A 17,020-nucleotide genomic window follows, 5' to 3' on the forward strand; every position below is an offset into this window, starting at 1 on the left:
CCCATAGAATATTGGAGACACCCATGAACGCACCATACGATGGCACTGCGAACGGGTCGGCGCTAGGCAATCCCGACCCGGCCATCACCCTCGACGACAAGTGGACCCTGGAGCGCGGCCGCGCCTTCATGACCGGCACGCAGGCGCTGATCCGCCTGCCGATGATGCAGCGCGAGCGCGACCTGAAGGCGGGCCTGAACACGGCCGGCTACATTACCGGCTACCGCGGCTCGCCCGTCACGTCGATCGACATGACGGCGATGAAGGCCAAAAAATACCTCGACGCGCACCACGTCAAATTCCATCCAGGGATGAACGAGGACCTGGCCGCCACCGCCGTCTGGGGCACCCAGCAGACCAATCTGTTCGAGGACGCCAAGTACGATGGCGTGTTCTCCATGTGGTATGGCAAGGGCCCCGGCGTGGACCGCTGCGGCGATGTGTTCAAGCACGCCAACAACGCCGGCAGCGCCAAGCATGGCGGCGTGCTGGTGCTGGCCGGCGACGACCATGCGGCCAAGTCGTCGTCCACCGCGCACCAGTCGGACCACATCCTGGGCGCCTGCGGCATCCCCGTGCTGTATCCGTCCTCGGTACAGGAATACATCGACTACGGCCTGCACGGCTGGGCGATGAGCCGCTACACGGGCCTGTGGGTGGCGATGAAGTGCGTGACCGACATCATCGAGTCCGGCGCCGTCATCGACTTCGATCCGGACCGCGTGCAGATCGCCATGCCGGACGACTTCGAGCTGCCGCCCGGTGGCCTCAACATCCGCTGGCCCGATGCGGTGCTGGACCAGGAAGTGCGGATGAACAGCTATAAATGGTACGCCGCGCTGGCGTACTGCCGCGCCAATAAACTGAACAAGATCATCTGGGACACGCCGCGGCCGAAGATCGGCATCATCACGGCCGGCAAATCCTACCTGGACACGCGCCAGGCGCTGGCCGACCTGGGCATCGACGAACAGGTCGCCGCCGACATCGGCATCCGCCTGTACAAGATCGGCATGACGTGGCCGCTGGAGGCGGACGGCGTGCACGAATTCGCGCGCGGCCTGGACGAGATCCTCGTCATCGAGGAGAAGCGCCAGATCCTCGAATACGCGCTGAAGGAAGAGCTGTACAACCTGCCGGATGGCCAGCGCCCCCGCGTGGTCGGCAAGTTCGACGACACGGGCGAATGGTCGAACCACCACCGCAGCGGCCACGGCGACTGGCTGCTGCCCGCCACGTATGAGCTGAACCCCGCGCAGATCGCCCGGGCGATCGCCAGCCGCATCGCCGTCTATTGCGCGGACCACCCGGTGGCCGCGCGCGTGCGGGAGCGCATCGCCTACCTGGAAGCGAAGGAGCTGGTGCTGAAGAACGTGCCAGCGAAAGCCAATCCGCAGACGGACCGCACGCCGTACTTCTGTTCCGGCTGCCCGCACAACACGTCGACCAAGGTGCCGGAAGGGTCGCGCGCGCTGGCCGGCATCGGCTGCCACTACATGGTGCTGTGGATGGACCGCGAGACGTCGACGTTTACGCACATGGGCGCGGAAGGCGTCACCTGGGTGGGCCAGGCGCCGTTCACGAACGAGAAGCACGTGTTCACGAACCTCGGCGACGGCACCTATTTCCATTCGGGGATCCTGGCGATCCGCGCGGCCGTTGCGGCGAAGGTGAACATCACCTACAAGATCCTGTACAACGATGCGGTGGCGATGACGGGCGGGCAGAGCTTCGACGGTCCGCTCGATCCCGGCATGATCTCGCGGCAGATCGCCGCGGAAGGCGTCACGCCGATCATCGTCGTCACGGACGATCCGGACAAGTACCCGCGCGACTATGCCTGGGCACCGGGCGTGACGGTGCGCCACCGTTCCGAGCTGATGGACGTGCAGAAGGAACTGCGCGACATGCCGGGCGTGTCGGCAATGATCTACGACCAGACCTGCGCATCCGAAAAGCGCCGCCGCCGCAAGCGCAACGAGTATCCCGATCCGGCCAAGCGCGCCGTGATCAACGAAGCCGTCTGCGAAGGCTGCGGCGACTGCTCGGTACAGTCGAACTGCCTGTCGGTGGAACCGCTGGAGACGGAGCTGGGCCGCAAGCGCCAGATCAACCAGTCCACCTGCAACAAGGATTATTCCTGCGTGAACGGCTTCTGCCCGAGCTTCGTCACGGTGGAAGGCGGCCAGCTGAAGAAGCCGAAGAAGGTGGCGGCGGGGACGGGCGACATGCCGCCGCTGCCCAGCCCCGTGCTGCCTTCGACGGCGCAGCCGTACGGCATCCTGATCACCGGTATCGGCGGCACGGGTGTCGTCACGGTTGGCCAGATCCTGGCGGTGGCCGCGCACGTGGCCGGCAAGGGTGCCGTGGTGCTGGACATGAGTGGCCTGGCGCAGAAGGGCGGCCCCGTGATGTCGCACGTGCGCCTCGCCGACCGCCAGGCGGACCTGCATTCGACGCGCGTGGGCACCGGCAGCGCGGACCTGGTGATCGGCTGCGACCAGATCGTCACGGCCAGCCGCGATGCGCTGTCGCGGATGGGGGAAGGGCGCAGCTGGGCCGCCGTCAATTCGAGCGGTGCGACTACGGCGGCGTTCGTGAAGAACCCGGACTGGCAGTTCCCGGCCGCCAGCTCGCAGACCGAGATCGTGCGCGCCTGCGGCGAGGGCCGCGTGGAATTCCTCGACGCGGGCGGCATCGCCACCGCGCTGATGGGCGACACCATCGCCACCAATATGTTCATGCTGGGCTATGCGTTCCAGAAGGGCCGCGTGCCGCTGTCGGAGGCCGCGCTGGTGCAGGCGATCGAACTGAATGGCGTGTCGGTGGCGTTCAACAAGGCTGCCTTCCACTGGGGCCGTTATGCGGCGCATGACCTGGCCGCCGTGACGAAGATCGCCACGCCGGCGCAGGTCATCGAGTTCAAGAGGACGCAGACGCTGGAGGATGTCGTGGCGCGCCGCATCGAACTGCTGACGGCCTACCAGAACGCTGCCTACGCAAATCAGTACGCGGACTTCATCGGGCAGGTGCGCGCCGCGGAAGCGAAGCTCGGTTCCACGAAACTGACGGAAGCGGTGGCGCGCTACCTGTACAAGCTGATGGCCTACAAGGACGAGTACGAGGTGGCACGCCTGCACACCGATCCCGCCTTCCGCCAGAAGATCGAGAACATGTTCGAAGGCGACTACCAGGTGAAGTTTCACCTGGCGCCGCCGATCCTGGCGAAGAAGGACCGCGACGGCCACCTGGTCAAGCGCGAATTCGGTCCGTGGATGCGCCAGGCCTTCGGCGTGCTGGCCAGGCTGAAGGGCCTGCGCGGCACGCCGCTGGACGTGTTCGGCTACACGGCCGAGCGCCGCACCGAACGGGCGCTGATCGGCGCGTACCGCGAGACTGTGCTGGCGCTGCTGCCAGCGCTGAACGCGGACAACCTGGCGACCGCCGTGGCCATCGCGCGCATCCCCGAAGACATCCGCGGCTATGGCCATGTGAAGGAGCGGCACCTGAAGGCGGCCAAGCAGAAGGAGGCATCGCTGCTGGCGGCGTATCGGTCGCCAGCCGCCGCGCCTGCGGCAACGCACGCAGCGTAGGTTTTCGGCCTGCCGCGCCACCCGTCCGCCGGATGGCGCGTCGGGGGCGCTCGGTTCCCGCCGGACGCCGCAGCGCTCGCCGGCGTTTCGGCAGGGCGCCCGAAGCGCGCTAGAATGCTGCCGCATGAAGACTCTCATCAGTACGATGGCGCTGGTGCTGCTGGCCGGCTGCGGCGGCGACTCGGCGGCGCCCGATCATCCCCCGGTTGCCGTCGACCCGCCTGCGCTGCCGGTGCCGGTACCGGACCTCCCTTCAACGCCGGCGCCGGCCGAGCCGCCTGCCACGCAGCCCCCCACCACGCAGCCTCCCGTTGCCGGACCGCCCATCATCGAGCCGCCTGCCACGGAGCCGCCGGCGGCCGATCCGATCGCCAACCTGCTGCACTACATGAACCGCTGCGTGGCCAGGCCGAACTCGCTACCCGGTACGCTGCGCGACGAGCAGACCTTCCTGCGGCTGTGGATCGATGAAACTTATCTGTGGTATCGCGAGGTACCATCCGCGGACATGGGCGCGCATGACAGCGCAACCGGATATTTCGACGTGCTGAAGACACCTCTGCTGACGCCGGCGGGACAGCCGAAGGACCGTTTCCACTTCAGCTATCCGGAAGCGCGCTGGATCGAGCTGTCGGCCGGCGTGGAACGTGGCTATGGCATCGGCTGGCTGCGTGCGGCTGGCGTGCCGCGCGACTGGCGCATCGCCACCGTGGCCGATGGGTCCTCAGCGGCACTGGCCGGCCTGCGGCGCGGCGACCGGCTGGTGCAAGTGGATGGCATCGATTTCGCCAGCGCGGCAGGGGCCGACCTCGACATGGTCAACGCGGCACTGTCCCCCGCCGCGGATGGCGTCACGCACCGCTTTTCCCTGCAGCGCGGCGAACGCATGCTGCAGGCAGCGCTGGTGTCCGCGCGGGTCAGTGTCGCGCCGGTGCAGAACACCCGCGTGATCGCCACACCTTCCGGCCCGGTGGGCTACCTCACTTTCGGCAGCCACGTGGTGCCTGCCGAGCCGCAGCTGGTTGCGGCGTTCACCACGCTGCGCGATGCCGGCGTGCGCGATCTCGTGCTGGACCTGCGCTACAACGGCGGCGGCCTGCTCAGCATTGCCAGCGAAGTGGGCTACATGATTGCCGGCGCACGGTCCGAGGGCCGCACGTTCGAGCACACGCTCGTCAACGACAAGCTCACGCCGCGCCCGCCGGCCCCCTTTGCCACCCGCTCGCAGCAGAGTGGCCAGCCGTTGCCGACGCTGAACCTGGCGCGCGTCTACATCCTGGCGGGACCGGGCACGTGCTCGGCCAGCGAATCGATCATCAATGCACTGCGCGGCATCGACGTGGACGTGCATCTCGTCGGCGAGCGCACCTGCGGCAAGCCTTACGCCTTCACGCCCACCACCAACTGCGGCACGACCTATTTCGCGATCCAGTTCCAGGGCGTGAACGCAAAGGGCTATGGCGAGTACGGCGACGGTTTTGCTCCCACCTGCGCGGCCAGCGACGATCTGGACCACGCGCTGGGCGACAGCGCTGAAGGCATGCTGGCCACGGCGCTGCACCACCGTGCCTCTGGCGCCTGTCCCAAGCCGGCTGCCGCGCGCAGTGCCGCCCGGGTGCCCGCATTGTCTCCCTCACTGCTGCCCGTGCGGCCGGCGGCCAGCGAGATCGCCGTGCACGACCTGCGCTGAGGTGGCATGGCGTGCTGCGATAAGCGGATAAGCATGCGCGAAACGATTCGTTCCCTCGCGCGTGCCCGATGGCTATCGTGGGAAGCATGAAGAGGGAACGTCCGTCTCCCGGCGTTCAGTCTTTATTCCCTTCCTGATGTGCTTTCGGCAGTCGCATCTGGCCCGCCATTTTCGGCGGGACTATAATGCTCCGGCCAGGCGGGACCGGCACGCGATCCGTGCCGCGTTCCGCCATTTTTTTGTCGGTCCATCCTACCGGAGCTCCCAGTCGATGATTCGTCACGCCCTTGCATTCGCCCTCTCCGCAACACTGCCCCTGGCGCACGCCGCGCCTGTCAACGCCACCGACCTGACCACCGTTTCCGAACGCTCCGGCTTCACGGCCACCGGCCGTTACGACGAAGTGGAAAAGCTGTGCGCCGCGTTCCAGAAGGCGTATCCGAAAGCGGTGCGCTGCTTCGAGTTCGGCCGCACGCCGGAAGGCCGGCCGATGCTGGCGCTGGCCGTGTCGAAGAGCGGCGCGCTGACGGCGGCGCAGGCGAAGAAGCGGAACCTGCCGGTGCTGCTGGTACAAGGCGGCATCCACGCGGGCGAGATCGACGGCAAGGATGCCGGCTTCCTAGCCGTGCGCAATGCACTGGAAGGCAAGATCGCCAGCGGTGCGCTGGACAGGCAGGTGCTGCTCTTCGTCCCCGTCTTCAACGTGGACGGCCATGAGCGCTTCGGCCCGAACAACCGCCCGAACCAGCGCGGCCCGGTGGAGATGGGCTGGCGCGTCACGGCGCAGAACTACAACCTGAACCGCGACTACGTGAAGGCCGATGCGCCGGAAATGCAGGCGATGCTGGGCCTCGTCAACGACTGGGATCCGCTGGCCTACATCGACCTGCACGTGACGGACGGCGCCAAGTTCCAGCCGGACGTGTCGGTCCAGGTCGAGCCCGTGCATGGCGGCGACGAGGCGCTGCGCGTTGCCGGTACCGCACTGCGCGACAACGTGATGGCCGACCTGAAGAAGGAGGGCTCCGATCCGAAGCACTTCTACATCTCGTTCGACAAGACCGACGAGCCCCAGTCAGGCTTCGTGGACGGCATGTCCACGCCGCGCTTCTCGACCGGCTACTTCGTGCTGCGCAACCGCTTCGGCATGCTGGTGGAGACGCACTCGTGGAAGGACTACCCAACGCGCGTGAAGATCACCTACAACACCATCGTCTCGCTGCTGGACCAGATGGCGCAGCATGGCGCCAAGTGGCGCAAGCTGGCCCTCGCTGCCGATGCCCGCACCGTCGCGGCGCAGGGCATGCAGTTCCCGCTCAGCTACAAGACAACGGACAAGGTGCAGACCATCGAGTTCGCCGGCTACGAATACCAGCGCGTGCCGTCCGACGTGTCGGGCGGCACCTGGACCCAGTACGACGAAACGAAGCCGCAGGTATGGCGCGTGCCGCTGCGCGACGAGGTGGTGCCGGACTTCGTGATCGCGGCGCCGGCGGGTGGCTACCTCGTGCCGGCCGCGTATGCCGCGCAGGTGGGCGCCAAGCTGAAGCAGCACGGCATCGCGTTCAGGGTGCTGGCCGCGGCGCCGGGCAAGGTCGATGTCGAGGCCTTCCGCGCCGAGAAGACGAAACTCTCGCCGCAGTCGTTCGAAGGCCACCAGATGCTGAGCGTGGAAGGCGCCTGGAAGACGGAGGCGCGCGAGGTGGGCAAGGGCGCGCTGTTCGTGCCGATCGCGCAGCCGAAGGCACGCCTGGCGATGACGATGCTGGAACCGCAGGGCGCCGATTCGCTGGCCGCCTGGGGCCTGTTCAACGCCGCGTTCGAGCGCAAGGAGTACATGGAAGAGTATGTGGCGGAGGAAGTCGCGCGCGAGCAGCTGAAGGACCCGCAGGTGGCCGCGGCGTTCAAGGCGCAGCTGGCAGCCGATCCGGCCTTCGCGAAGAGTGCGCCGGCCCGGCTGGACTTCTTCGCCCGCCGCCATGCATCGTGGGACGAGCGCTACAACCTGTATCCGGTTTATCGCACGGCGCTGAAGTACTGACGCTGCATCAAGGCCGAGGCCGTGTCCGTGTCGGGGTCTGACCCCAGGGTGGACACGGCCTCGGCCGTTGGAGGTCTCAGTCCTGCCGCTGCAGCGAGATGGTCGTCAGTCCCGCCGCCGGCGTCGAGCACGGTTCCTCGTCGAACGCGATATCGCCCAGCGGGTTGGGCACGCCGTCCGTCTTCAGGTCCGCGAAGCCGAACAGGTTGCGGTCCATCAGGTGCGACGGCACCACCGTCGACAGGGAGGAGAACACGCTTTCCACGCGGCCCGGATTGGTCTTCTCCCAGCCGCGCAGCATGTTCTTGATCTGCTTGCGCTGCAGGTTTTCCTGCGAGCCGCACAGGTCGCACGGAATGATGGGGAAGCCCTTCACGGCCGCGTAGCGTTCCGTGTCCTCTTCCTTCACGTAGGCCAGCGGGCGGATCACCATGTGCTTGCCATCGTCGGAGACCAGCTTGGCCGGCATGCCCTTCAGCTTCCCGCCGAAGAACATGTTCAGGAAGAAGGTCTCGAGGATGTCGTCGCGGTGGTGGCCCAGCGCGATCTTGTTGCAGCCCAGTTCGTCGGCCACGCGGTACAGGATGCCGCGGCGCAGGCGCGAGCACAGCGAGCACGTGGTCTTGCCTTCCGGGACCAGGCGCTTGACGATTGAATACGTGTCCTGGTTCTCGATGTGGAACGGGATGCCCAGCTTTTCCAGGTAGGCCGGCAGGATGTGGTCGGGGAAGTTCGGCTGCTTCTGGTCCAGGTTGACGGCCACGATGTCGAAGTGGATCGGCGCCCGTTCGCGCAGCGTCATCAGGATGTCCAGCAGCGCGTAGCTGTCCTTGCCGCCGGACAGGCACACCATCACCTTGTCGCCTTCCTCGATCATGTTGAAGTCGCCGATGGCCTGGCCCACCAGGCGGCACAGGCGCTTGTGCAGCTTGTTGTTTTCGTAGGCGGCTTTTTCAGCTTTGGCTGCGTCGGCTTTGGCCGGATCGGTGACGGGGGCGAGCGGGGAGACGATGGCGTTCATGGTGTGCGGGTCGATACTGGTTTGTTTATTCTGGCTTGAAGCTTACTCGGGCTTGAAGCGGAACACTTCCACGCCGGCCGATTCGCAGTCCGGATAGACTTCGCGCTTCTCGGTCGAGACGCGGGTGGCGACGACGAGCGGGTGCTGCAGGATCAGGTCGACGATCGCGTCGCACAGCGTCTCCTGCAGGTTGATGTGGCCGCGCGCGACGATCGCCTGGATGCCGGGGCGGACGAAATCATGGTTGACGATTTCCTCGAGCTCGTCGTTCTTCGGCGTGTTCAGCGCCAGCGGTACCCAGAACTCGATGTTCACCAGCACGTGCTGGAACTTGTTCTTCTCGTGCGTGTACGCGCCGATCTCCATGTCCAGGCGGAAGTTCTTGATAAAGATGCGGCGGCAGTCCGCCAGCTTGGGGTGCAGGTACATCACTGGTTCCTATTCATCATGCTGAAGTCGCGGTCGAAACGGACCAGGTGCTGGCCGCCGTCGACCAGCATCGTCGAGCCGGTCATCGCGCGGTTCTGCGCGGCGAACACCACGGCCTGCGCCACCTCGTCCGGCCGGCTCGATTCGCCCAGCGGCGACAGGCCGTGCGTGGCCGCGAAGTCGGCGCCGGTCTGCAGGTGGCTGATCAGCGTCAGGCCCGGGGCCACGCCGACCACGCGCACCTTCGGTGCCAGCGCCTGCGCCAGCATCGGGATCGCGCTGTGCAGCGCCGCCTTCGACAGCGTGTACGACAAAAAGTCGGGGTTGAGATTATATAGTTTCTGGTCCAGCAGGTTGATCACCACGCCCTGGCTGCCGGCCGGCGTGGCCGCGTGCAGCGCCTGCGCCAGCAATACCGGCGCCGCCAGGTTGGTGTGCATGTGCGCGTCCAGCCGGGCATGGCCGAAGTCTGCCGCCTGGTCGTATTCGAACAGCGAAGCGTTGTTGACGACGCAGCGCACGGCGCCGAAATGGGCCTGCACGGCCGGCAGCAGCGCGCGCACCTGCGCCTCGTCCGCCAGGTCGCAGGCGAAGGCGACGGCGCGGCGGCCGCGTTGAAGGATCTCGGCCACCGTCGCTTCCGCCTCGGCATGCGAGCGGTGGAAGTGCACGGCGATGTCCCAGCCGGCATCGGCCAGCGCCAGCGCGATTTCGCGGCCGATGCGCTTCGCGGCGCCCGTCACCAGGGCAACGCGCGCAGTATCGGGGTGGTCCCCCTCGTTCATCCGGTTCTGTGCAGCCGTCATTTTCTCTACAATATCGCCATGTCTTTACCTGTCCCCCATCCCGATGCGCTGGCCGCATCCCAAGAACTGGCCACGCTGATCGCCGCCGAAGTGGCGCAGCATGCCGGCCTGCTGCCGTTTTCCCGTTTCATGGAACTGGCCCTGTACGCCCCGCGCCTGGGCTACTACAGCGGCGGTGCCGCCAAGCTGGGCAAGGATGGTGATTTCACCACTGCGCCGGAGATGTCGCCGCTGTTCGGCGCCACCGTGGCGCGCGTGGCAGCCGACATTATCGCCCAAACGGCCCCGCAGCTCCTCGAATTCGGCGCCGGCACGGGGCGGCTGGCGCGCGACGTGCTCACGGCGCTGGCCGAACTGGGCGTGACCGTGGAGCGCTATGCGATCGTGGAACTGTCCGGCGAACTGCGCGCGCGGCAGCAGGAAGCGCTGCGCGATTTCCCGCAGGTGGTGTGGCTGGACGGTTTCCCCGAGACGTTCGACGGCGTCATCCTCGGCAACGAGGTACTTGACGCGATGCCGGTGCACCTCGTCGTGAAGGAGGCCGACGGCTGGCGCGAACAGTGCGTGACGGTGCGCGACGGCCGCTTCGCCTTCGAGGCGGCGGCCGCGGCGCCGGCGCTGCTGGCGCAGATCGAGCGCCAGATCCCCGGGCACGACAGCCTGCCGGAAGGCTATGTGACGGAAGTGCACGGCACGGCCTGCGGCTTCATGGCGACATTGGGCGCGCTGCTGGCGAAAGGGCGCGGCGCGGCGATCCTGTTCGACTACGGCTTCCCGGCCCACGAGTACTACCACGAGGACCGCGCGGCCGGCACGCTGATGTGCCATTACCGCCACCATGCGCATGCCGATCCCTTCTACCTGCCCGGCCTGCAGGACATCACGGCGCACGTGGACTTCACGGCGATGGCGCTGGCCGCGCATGGCGCCGGCGTGGAGGTACTGGCCTACATGAGCCAGGCCTCCTTCCTGCTGGCCGGCGGCATCGGCGACCTGCTGCTGCGCACCGACCCGGCCGACGTGAAGGCCTACCTGCCGCAGGCCGGTGCCGTGCAGCGGCTCCTGTCGCCCGCCGAAATGGGCGAGCTGTTCAAGGTGCTGGTCGTCGGGCGGCAGGTGACGCTGGCGCCGGCGATGGCGGCGGCCGACCGTGCGCACAAGCTGTAGACGAAGCTGCCTGTTGCATCGTGGCAATTATCTTGCGGATCCCATCTGTTTCTGTGTAAAAAGTGCTATAAGTTCAGCTATGATGATTGACCTGGAGCGAAGCCAGGTCGTATGCGGCTGACAATACTGGAACGATGGGCAAGATACATACACATTACGACAACCTGAAAGTGTCGCGCGGCGCTCCGCAGGAGGTCGTACGTGCCGCCTACAAGGCACTCAGCCAGAAATACCACCCCGACAAGAATCCGGGCGACGAACGGGCCGCCCGCATCATGGCCATCGTCAACCTGGCCTATGGCACGCTGGCCGATCCGCAGCGGCGCAAGGAGCACGACGACTGGATCGTCCAGGAAGAATACGAGATCGAGCTGCTGGACAGCACCCGCCAGGACGAGCGCGGCGACGTGCCCGACCAGGCCTGGCCGGAGCAGCAGGTACAGAAGGTGCGCCGCCGCAAGCCGTTGCTGCGCAACTGGCGCTGGTGGTTCACCGCCGCGACCTGCCTCGGTGCCGGCTGGGTGGGCGGCGTGCTGACGGTGACGGAGCCGCGCCAGGTGTCCACCGTGCTGGCCAGCGCCTGGGGCGGCAAGGCAGGCGCACCGCGCGAAGTCGCCGCGGCAGGCATCGCCGTCACGCCCGCGCCGAAGGCGGAGGCCGAGGTCGACAGCCACGACGCCTGGTCCGCGGCACCGAAGCCGTACACGCCGGAAAGCGGCGGGCCGCCGCCGCCGATCAAGGTGATGTCGCTGTCGCAGGTGATCCTGCCCGGTGCCAGCGGCGATTGCGACAACGAGACGACGGCGGTGGTGGCGCCGAACGGCGAGCCGTGGCCCACGCGCTCCGGCTACGTGGAAGGCTTCCCCGTCGCGAACAAGGGCGACGACATGCAGCTCACGCTGGACAACAGCGGCAACACGCTGCCCGTCTTCATCAAGGTATTCGACCTGGACCGCCGCTCCAACGTGCGTTATGCGTTCGTGCAGGCGCACGAAAAATTCGCCGTCGAGCAGCTCGCCAACGGCAAGTACGAGATCCGCTACCAGAACATCGACCTGGCGGGCAAGAGCACCTGTGCGAAGCGTCAGCAGAGCTGACGCGCTGTTCATCCCTCAGCAGAGCTGACGTGCCGATGACCTTCAGCAGGGCTGACGCGCTGTTCCTCCCTCAGCAGAGCCGACGTGCCGATGACCTTAAGCAGGGCCGACGCGCTGTTCATCCCTCAGCAGAGCTGACGTGCTGCTGACCCTTCAGCAGCGCTGACGTTTCCCCCTGGCCTAGCCCTGCTGCGCCAGGCCCTCCGACAGCCCCATCTCGGGGCTGGACATCAGCCGGTCGATGTCCATCAGGATCAGCATCCGTTCGCCCACCGTGCCCAGGCCGATCATGTATTCGTTCGAGAACACGGTGCCCATCTCGGGCGCCGGACGGATCTGGTCCGGCTGCAGCGTCGTCACGTCCGACACGCTGTCGACCACCATGCCCACCACCCGGCCGCCGATGTTGAGGATGATGACGACGGTGAATTCGTCGTACACCGGCTCGCCCAGGCGGAACTTGATGCGCATGTCCACCACCGGGATGATGATGCCGCGCAGGTTGATCACGCCCTTGATGAACGCCGGCGCGTTGGCGATGCGCGTTACCGTCTCGTAGCCGCGGATTTCCTGCACCTTCAGGATGTCGATGCCGTATTCCTCCCGGCCCAGCGTGAAGGCGAGGAATTCGCGGCCGGCTCCGTCGGCGCTGGCATGGTCTGCATGGTGTTGCATGGCCTCTCCTGGCTGCGTGGATGTTTTTTCACGGCAATAATCAATTGTCACGCGTGCGGCTCTGGCTTATGCTGGCAGGAACCTTGCCGGAGGAGCGCGCATGACGGATGCCAACGATGCTGTCAACAACGATGTCGCGGATGACGATGCCGATGATACGTGGCTGCTGGAGGAAGAGGAAGCCGCGCACGACGCGCCGGTGCCGCCCGAGCAGCGCCACTGGCGGGTGCTGGTCGTCGACGACGACGAGGATGTGCATGCCGTCACCCGCCTGGCGCTGCGCAACGTGACGTTCAAGGAGCGCGAGCTGGAGCTGTTCTCGGCCTACAGTGCGCGCGAAGCCTTCGACATCCTGTCCACCACGCCGGACATCGCGCTGGTGCTGCTGGACGTGGTGATGGAGACGGACGATGCCGGCCTGCTGCTGGCGCGCCGCATCCGCGAGGAGCTGCACAACGCCATCGTGCGCGTGGTGCTGCGCACCGGCCAGCCGGGCCAGGCCCCGGAGCAGCGCGTGATCATCGAATACGACATCAACGACTACAAGGCCAAGACGGAGCTGACCACGCAGAAGCTGTTCACCACCGTCATCTCGGCGCTGCGCGCCTACGAAAGCCTGAACATGCTGGAGCGCAGCCGCGTGGGGCTGGGCAAGATCCTGGCCGGTGCCACCAATCTGTACCAGATCCAGTCGCTGCGCGAATTCGCCTCCGGGGTGCTGAACCAGGTATCGGCGATCCTGGACGTGGGCGCCGACGGGGTGCTGTGCCTGATGCAGGGCGACGGGGGTGACGATGCGGCCGGCGGGGCGGCCACCGTGGTTGCCGCCACCGGCAGCTACACGTCGCTGGCCGAGAATGAGCACCTGCCGGGCGGCCACGAGCTGGCGCCGCTGATCGCGCGCGCCTTCGCGCAGAAGAAGAGCCAGTTCGACCATCCGCACAATGTGCTGTACATCCACACGCGGGACCAGCGCGCCGTGGCGATCTCCGTCACGCCGCCCTGGCCGCTGGCGCAGATCCAGCGCGACCTGCTGGAGGTATTCTGCGAACGCATCGCTGCCGCCTTCGACAACCTGTACATGTTCGGCCAGCTGCGGCGCGCCCAGGAAGCCACCGTGCTGGCATTGGCCGACCTGGCCGAGCTGCGCGACGGCGATGTGGGCGCGCACGTGCGGCGCATCCAGAAGCTGGTGTCGGCGCTGGCGGCGCGGCTGAAGGAACGGGGCGCCTACCCGGACGAGCTGACCGTGCCGCTGCTGGAGATGATCGGCCTGGCCAGCATCCTGCACGACGTGGGCAAGGTGGCCACGCCGGACCATCTCCTGCGCAAGGCCGGGCCCCATACGGACGAGGAGCAGCAGCGCCTGCGCACGCACGCCGAAGTGGGCCGCCAGGTGCTGGCGCGGGCCGCCGCGATGGTCGACGGCGTCAGCTACCTGACGTTCGGCGCGGAGATGGCCGGCGCCCACCACGAGCACTGGGACGGTGGCGGCTACCCGCAGGGCCTGCGCGGCCGGCAGATTCCCCTGTCGGCGCGCATCGCGGCCGTGGCCGATGCCTACGACGTGCTGCTGCACGGGCCGGGCGGGGCGGCGCCGCTGTCGCCGCGGGCCGCGCTGGACCACCTGCGCGCGCGGGGCGGCACCCAGTTCGATCCGGAAGTCGTGCTGGCGCTGGCCGACGTCGTTGCGCGCGACGTGCCGGCGGGCTGACGCATACCATACGCCTGTGCGCCCCGCGGGCATCCCCTGCGCGGCCGCCGGTCAAGATCCATGTCCTCACCCACCTGATCGAATCCACCATGGCGGAACTGAAGGGCCTTACTGCACTGCTCATCGAGCCGCACGCCGGCATGCGCGCCAACCTGCAGAACATGCTGAACCTGCTGGGGCTGGGGCGGGTCGATGCCGCCACCTCCGCGCAGGCGGCGATCCGCGCGCTGGCCACCCGCTCCGTCGACCTGATCCTGTGCGAATACGAGCTGGAAGGGGGCCAGGATGGCCAGCAACTGCTGGAGGACCTGCGCCAGCAGGGGCTCATCACGCCGGCCACGCTGTTCTTCATGGTCACGGCGGAAGGGCAGCTCAGCAAGGTCACCAGCGTGGCCGAACTGGCGCCGGACGATTACGTGCTGAAACCCTTCAAGGCCGACACGCTGCTGGCGCGCATCGAGCGGGCGCTGGACCGGCGCGCCGCGCTGCTGCCGGTGCAGCTGCTGCTGGAGGAAGGCGAGCACCGCGCCGCCATCGAGACCGCCACGCGCGACGAGGAGGCGCTGCCCCGCTACAAGGCCGACTTCATGCGGCTGCGCGCGGAAACCCATGTACTGCTGGGCGAACCGGAACAGGCCGAGCATCTGTACGCTGCGCTGTGGGACGAGCGCGCGCTGCCCTGGGCGCGGCTGGGCCAGGCGCAGACCCTGGCACAGCGGGGCCATGTGGACGAGGCGCGCACCATGCTGGCCGACCTGCTGGGGAAGAACGACCGCTACCTGGCCGCCTACGACTCGCTGGCGCGGGTGCACGAGGAAGCGGGCCAGCTGGCCGAGGCGCAGGCGGTGCTGAGCGACGCGGCGCAGCTGTCGCCGCATGTGGTGGGGCGGCTGCGCCGCCTGGGCGAGGTGGCGCTCGAAGCGGGCGATGCCGATGCTGCCGAGCGGGCCCTGAAGCAGGTGCTGCAGCGCGCCCGCCATTCCGAATTCCGCAATCCCGAAGACCATGCGCGGCTGGCCCAGTCGCTGCTGAAGAAGGGCGACGCGGCCGGCGCCGAATCCGTCATCCGCGACATGGAACGCGCGCTGGCCAACCGCGAGAACACGCCGGTCTGCGCGGCGATCGCCACGGCGATGCTGCTGGAAGCGACCGGCGCCACGGAAGGCCTGGATGCGGCGCTCGACACCGCGCTGGCCGGCGCGCGCACTGCCACCGGCCTGTCCGTCGGCATGAAGCTGGAGCTGGCGCGCACCTGCCTGGCCACCGGCCGCGAGCAGCAGGCCGCCGAGGTGATGCGCAACGTGATGGCCAGCACGGGCGGCGGCGTGCCGATGGCGCGGGCCATGCGGCTGCTCGAGCAGATCGGCAAGGGCGACATGGCGGCGCGGCTGGCCCGCGAGAGCCGCAACGAGGTGGCCGCCATGGTATCGCAGGGCGCCGCCCACGCCAGGGCAGGGGATTACCGCAGCGCCGTCGAAACGATGCTGGACGCGGTGCGCAAGCTGCCGGACAACCCGCAGGTGGTGTTCAATGCGGCCGTGGCCGTGCTGAAGTACCTGGAGCGCGAAGGCTGGAACGAGAAACTGGGCACGAAAGGCATGGAGCTGGTGGCCAGCCTGCGCCGGCTCGATCCCGGCAATCCGCGGCTGGCGGCGCTGGGCGGACTGCAGGAAGAACTGCTCAGGAAATACAATGTGCGGCCCGGCCGGCGCATCCTGGTGCGGCAGCAGGCCTAGGGGTTTTTTTGGAGAACGATGCAACGTAAAAACAACACTTGCATTTTCCCGAGGGCAGCCGTTACAATCTCGCCCCGAAGCAGACGGTTAGCTGCGTAACATGAAATCCTGTGTTACAGCGTTGACAGTTTTGATTTTATGCTTCATACTCTGCGGTTCCTCGCGGAGGGGTGGCCGAGTGGTTAAAGGCAGCAGACTGTAAATCTGCCCTCTTATGAGTACACTGGTTCGAATCCAGTCCCCTCCACCAAGTTTTGCAGGAAACTGAGTGAACGTAGCAATGCGTGTAGTGAACGGAACCTCGCGGGTGTAGCTCAATGGTAGAGCTGAAGCCTTCCAAGCTTATGACGAGGGTTCGATTCCCTTCACCCGCTCCAGTTTCCGCGCAATGGCAAGGTATCAAATCGTTGCATCTATTCGTAGCAAATCAGCCCTTTTAGCTCAGTGGTAGAGCACTCCCTTGGTAAGGGAGAGGCCACGTGTTCAATCCACGTAAAGGGCACCAGAATTCGTTGTGGTATTTGCGGCAGAATTGCCGCTGCAAGTGCCGCGGCAAAAGCAGCAAAACATCCGCAGTATCCAATCTGACAGTCGGGCGCGTGCCCAGCAATATTTTAAAATTGTTAGGAGTCTAAAATGGCAAAAGGTAAGTTTGAGCGGACCAAACCGCACGTGAACGTTGGCACCATCGGTCACGTTGACCATGGCAAGACGACCCTGACCGCTGCAATCGCAACCGTCCTGTCGAAGAAATTCGGCGGCGAAGCGAAAGCCTACGACCAGATCGATGCAGCACCGGAAGAAAAAGCACGCGGCATCACGATCAACACGGCTCACGTCGAGTACGAAACGGCATCGCGTCACTACGCGCACGTTGACTGCCCAGGCCACGCCGACTACATCAAGAACATGATTACCGGTGCCGCGCAGATGGACGGCGCGATCCTGGTGTGCTCCGCAGCTGACGGCCCGATGCCGCAGACCCGCGAACACATCCTGCTGGCCCGTCAGGTTGGCGTGCCTTACATCATCGTGTTCCTGAACAAGTGCG

Annotated in this window: 12 protein-coding genes and 3 tRNA genes; 11 read left to right on the plus strand and 4 right to left on the minus strand. The window is 66.7% G+C overall.

Features of this window, described 5'->3' with window-relative positions; all coding sequences use genetic code 11:
• Positions 1-23 precede the first annotated feature (23 nt).
• From IP91_RS19850 to IP91_RS19860, 3 genes are all read left to right on the plus strand, one after another.
• Positions 24-3,593 (plus strand): indolepyruvate ferredoxin oxidoreductase family protein, encoded by a 3,570-nt coding sequence (locus tag IP91_RS19850; RefSeq protein WP_145651161.1) that lies wholly within the window; start codon positions 24-26, stop codon positions 3,591-3,593.
• A 124-nt stretch (positions 3,594-3,717) separates the two neighbouring features.
• Positions 3,718-5,283, plus strand: coding sequence for a S41 family peptidase (locus IP91_RS19855; RefSeq protein ID WP_145651164.1), 1,566 nt, complete (start codon positions 3,718-3,720; stop codon positions 5,281-5,283).
• 271 nt (positions 5,284-5,554) lie between these two features.
• Positions 5,555-7,324 carry a M14 family metallopeptidase gene (locus tag IP91_RS19860; RefSeq protein WP_145651167.1) on the plus strand — a complete coding sequence of 590 codons (1,770 nt, stop codon included), beginning with the start codon at positions 5,555-5,557 and terminating at the stop codon, positions 7,322-7,324.
• A gap of 76 nt (positions 7,325-7,400) precedes the next feature.
• On the opposite strand, the gene ttcA is transcribed toward IP91_RS19860, so the two are convergent.
• From ttcA to IP91_RS19875, 3 genes are read right to left on the minus strand one after another with little or no spacing between them, the layout of a single operon-like run.
• Positions 7,401-8,345 (minus strand): tRNA 2-thiocytidine(32) synthetase TtcA, encoded by a 945-nt coding sequence (gene ttcA, locus IP91_RS19865; protein ID WP_145651171.1) that lies wholly within the window; start codon positions 8,343-8,345, stop codon positions 7,401-7,403.
• 42 nt (positions 8,346-8,387) lie between these two features.
• Complete coding sequence (locus IP91_RS19870) at positions 8,388-8,774, minus strand: dihydroneopterin aldolase (protein ID WP_145651173.1); 387 nt, start codon at positions 8,772-8,774, stop codon at positions 8,388-8,390.
• Entirely contained in the window at positions 8,774-9,580 is an 807-nt protein-coding gene (locus IP91_RS19875) for an SDR family oxidoreductase (RefSeq protein WP_229474704.1), read from the minus strand. Before IP91_RS19875 ends, IP91_RS19870 begins: the two co-directional genes overlap by 1 nt.
• 18 nt (positions 9,581-9,598) lie before the next feature.
• On the opposite strand from IP91_RS19875, the gene IP91_RS19880 reads away from it, so the two are divergent.
• Both IP91_RS19880 and IP91_RS19885 read left to right on the plus strand, forming a co-directional pair.
• On the plus strand, positions 9,599-10,747 hold the full coding sequence (locus IP91_RS19880) for a class I SAM-dependent methyltransferase (protein WP_145651174.1): 1,149 nt from the start codon (positions 9,599-9,601) through the stop codon (positions 10,745-10,747).
• A gap of 134 nt (positions 10,748-10,881) precedes the next feature.
• Complete coding sequence (locus IP91_RS19885; protein ID WP_145651175.1) at positions 10,882-11,844, plus strand: J domain-containing protein; 963 nt, start codon at positions 10,882-10,884, stop codon at positions 11,842-11,844.
• Between the two features lie 180 nt (positions 11,845-12,024).
• Here IP91_RS19885 and IP91_RS19890 read toward each other — a convergent pair whose 3' ends face one another.
• Positions 12,025-12,519 (minus strand): chemotaxis protein CheW, encoded by a 495-nt coding sequence (locus IP91_RS19890; protein ID WP_145651176.1) that lies wholly within the window; start codon positions 12,517-12,519, stop codon positions 12,025-12,027.
• A 100-nt stretch (positions 12,520-12,619) separates the two neighbouring features.
• Here IP91_RS19890 and IP91_RS19895 point away from each other — a divergent pair, with 100 nt between their 5' ends.
• From IP91_RS19895 to IP91_RS19920, 6 genes are all read left to right on the plus strand, one after another.
• Positions 12,620-14,233 carry a DUF3369 domain-containing protein gene (locus tag IP91_RS19895; RefSeq protein ID WP_145651177.1) on the plus strand — a complete coding sequence of 538 codons (1,614 nt, stop codon included), beginning with the start codon at positions 12,620-12,622 and terminating at the stop codon, positions 14,231-14,233.
• Between the two features lie 89 nt (positions 14,234-14,322).
• Positions 14,323-15,969: a response regulator gene (locus IP91_RS19900; RefSeq protein WP_145651178.1), complete on the plus strand. Its 1,647-nt coding sequence runs from the start codon at positions 14,323-14,325 to the stop codon at positions 15,967-15,969.
• Between the two features lie 164 nt (positions 15,970-16,133).
• Positions 16,134-16,219, plus strand: a tRNA-Tyr gene (locus tag IP91_RS19905).
• 53 nt (positions 16,220-16,272) lie between these two features.
• A tRNA-Gly gene (locus tag IP91_RS19910) sits at positions 16,273-16,346 on the plus strand.
• Between the two features lie 53 nt (positions 16,347-16,399).
• Positions 16,400-16,474, plus strand: a tRNA-Thr gene (locus IP91_RS19915).
• A gap of 131 nt (positions 16,475-16,605) precedes the next feature.
• Positions 16,606-17,020, plus strand: a 415-nt coding sequence (locus IP91_RS19920) for a GTP-binding protein (protein WP_145651179.1), incomplete at its 3' end; no start/stop codon positions are given.

This window comes from Pseudoduganella lurida (genome assembly GCF_007830455.1).
Taxonomy (GTDB): Bacteria; Pseudomonadota; Gammaproteobacteria; order Burkholderiales; family Burkholderiaceae_D; genus Rugamonas; species Rugamonas lurida.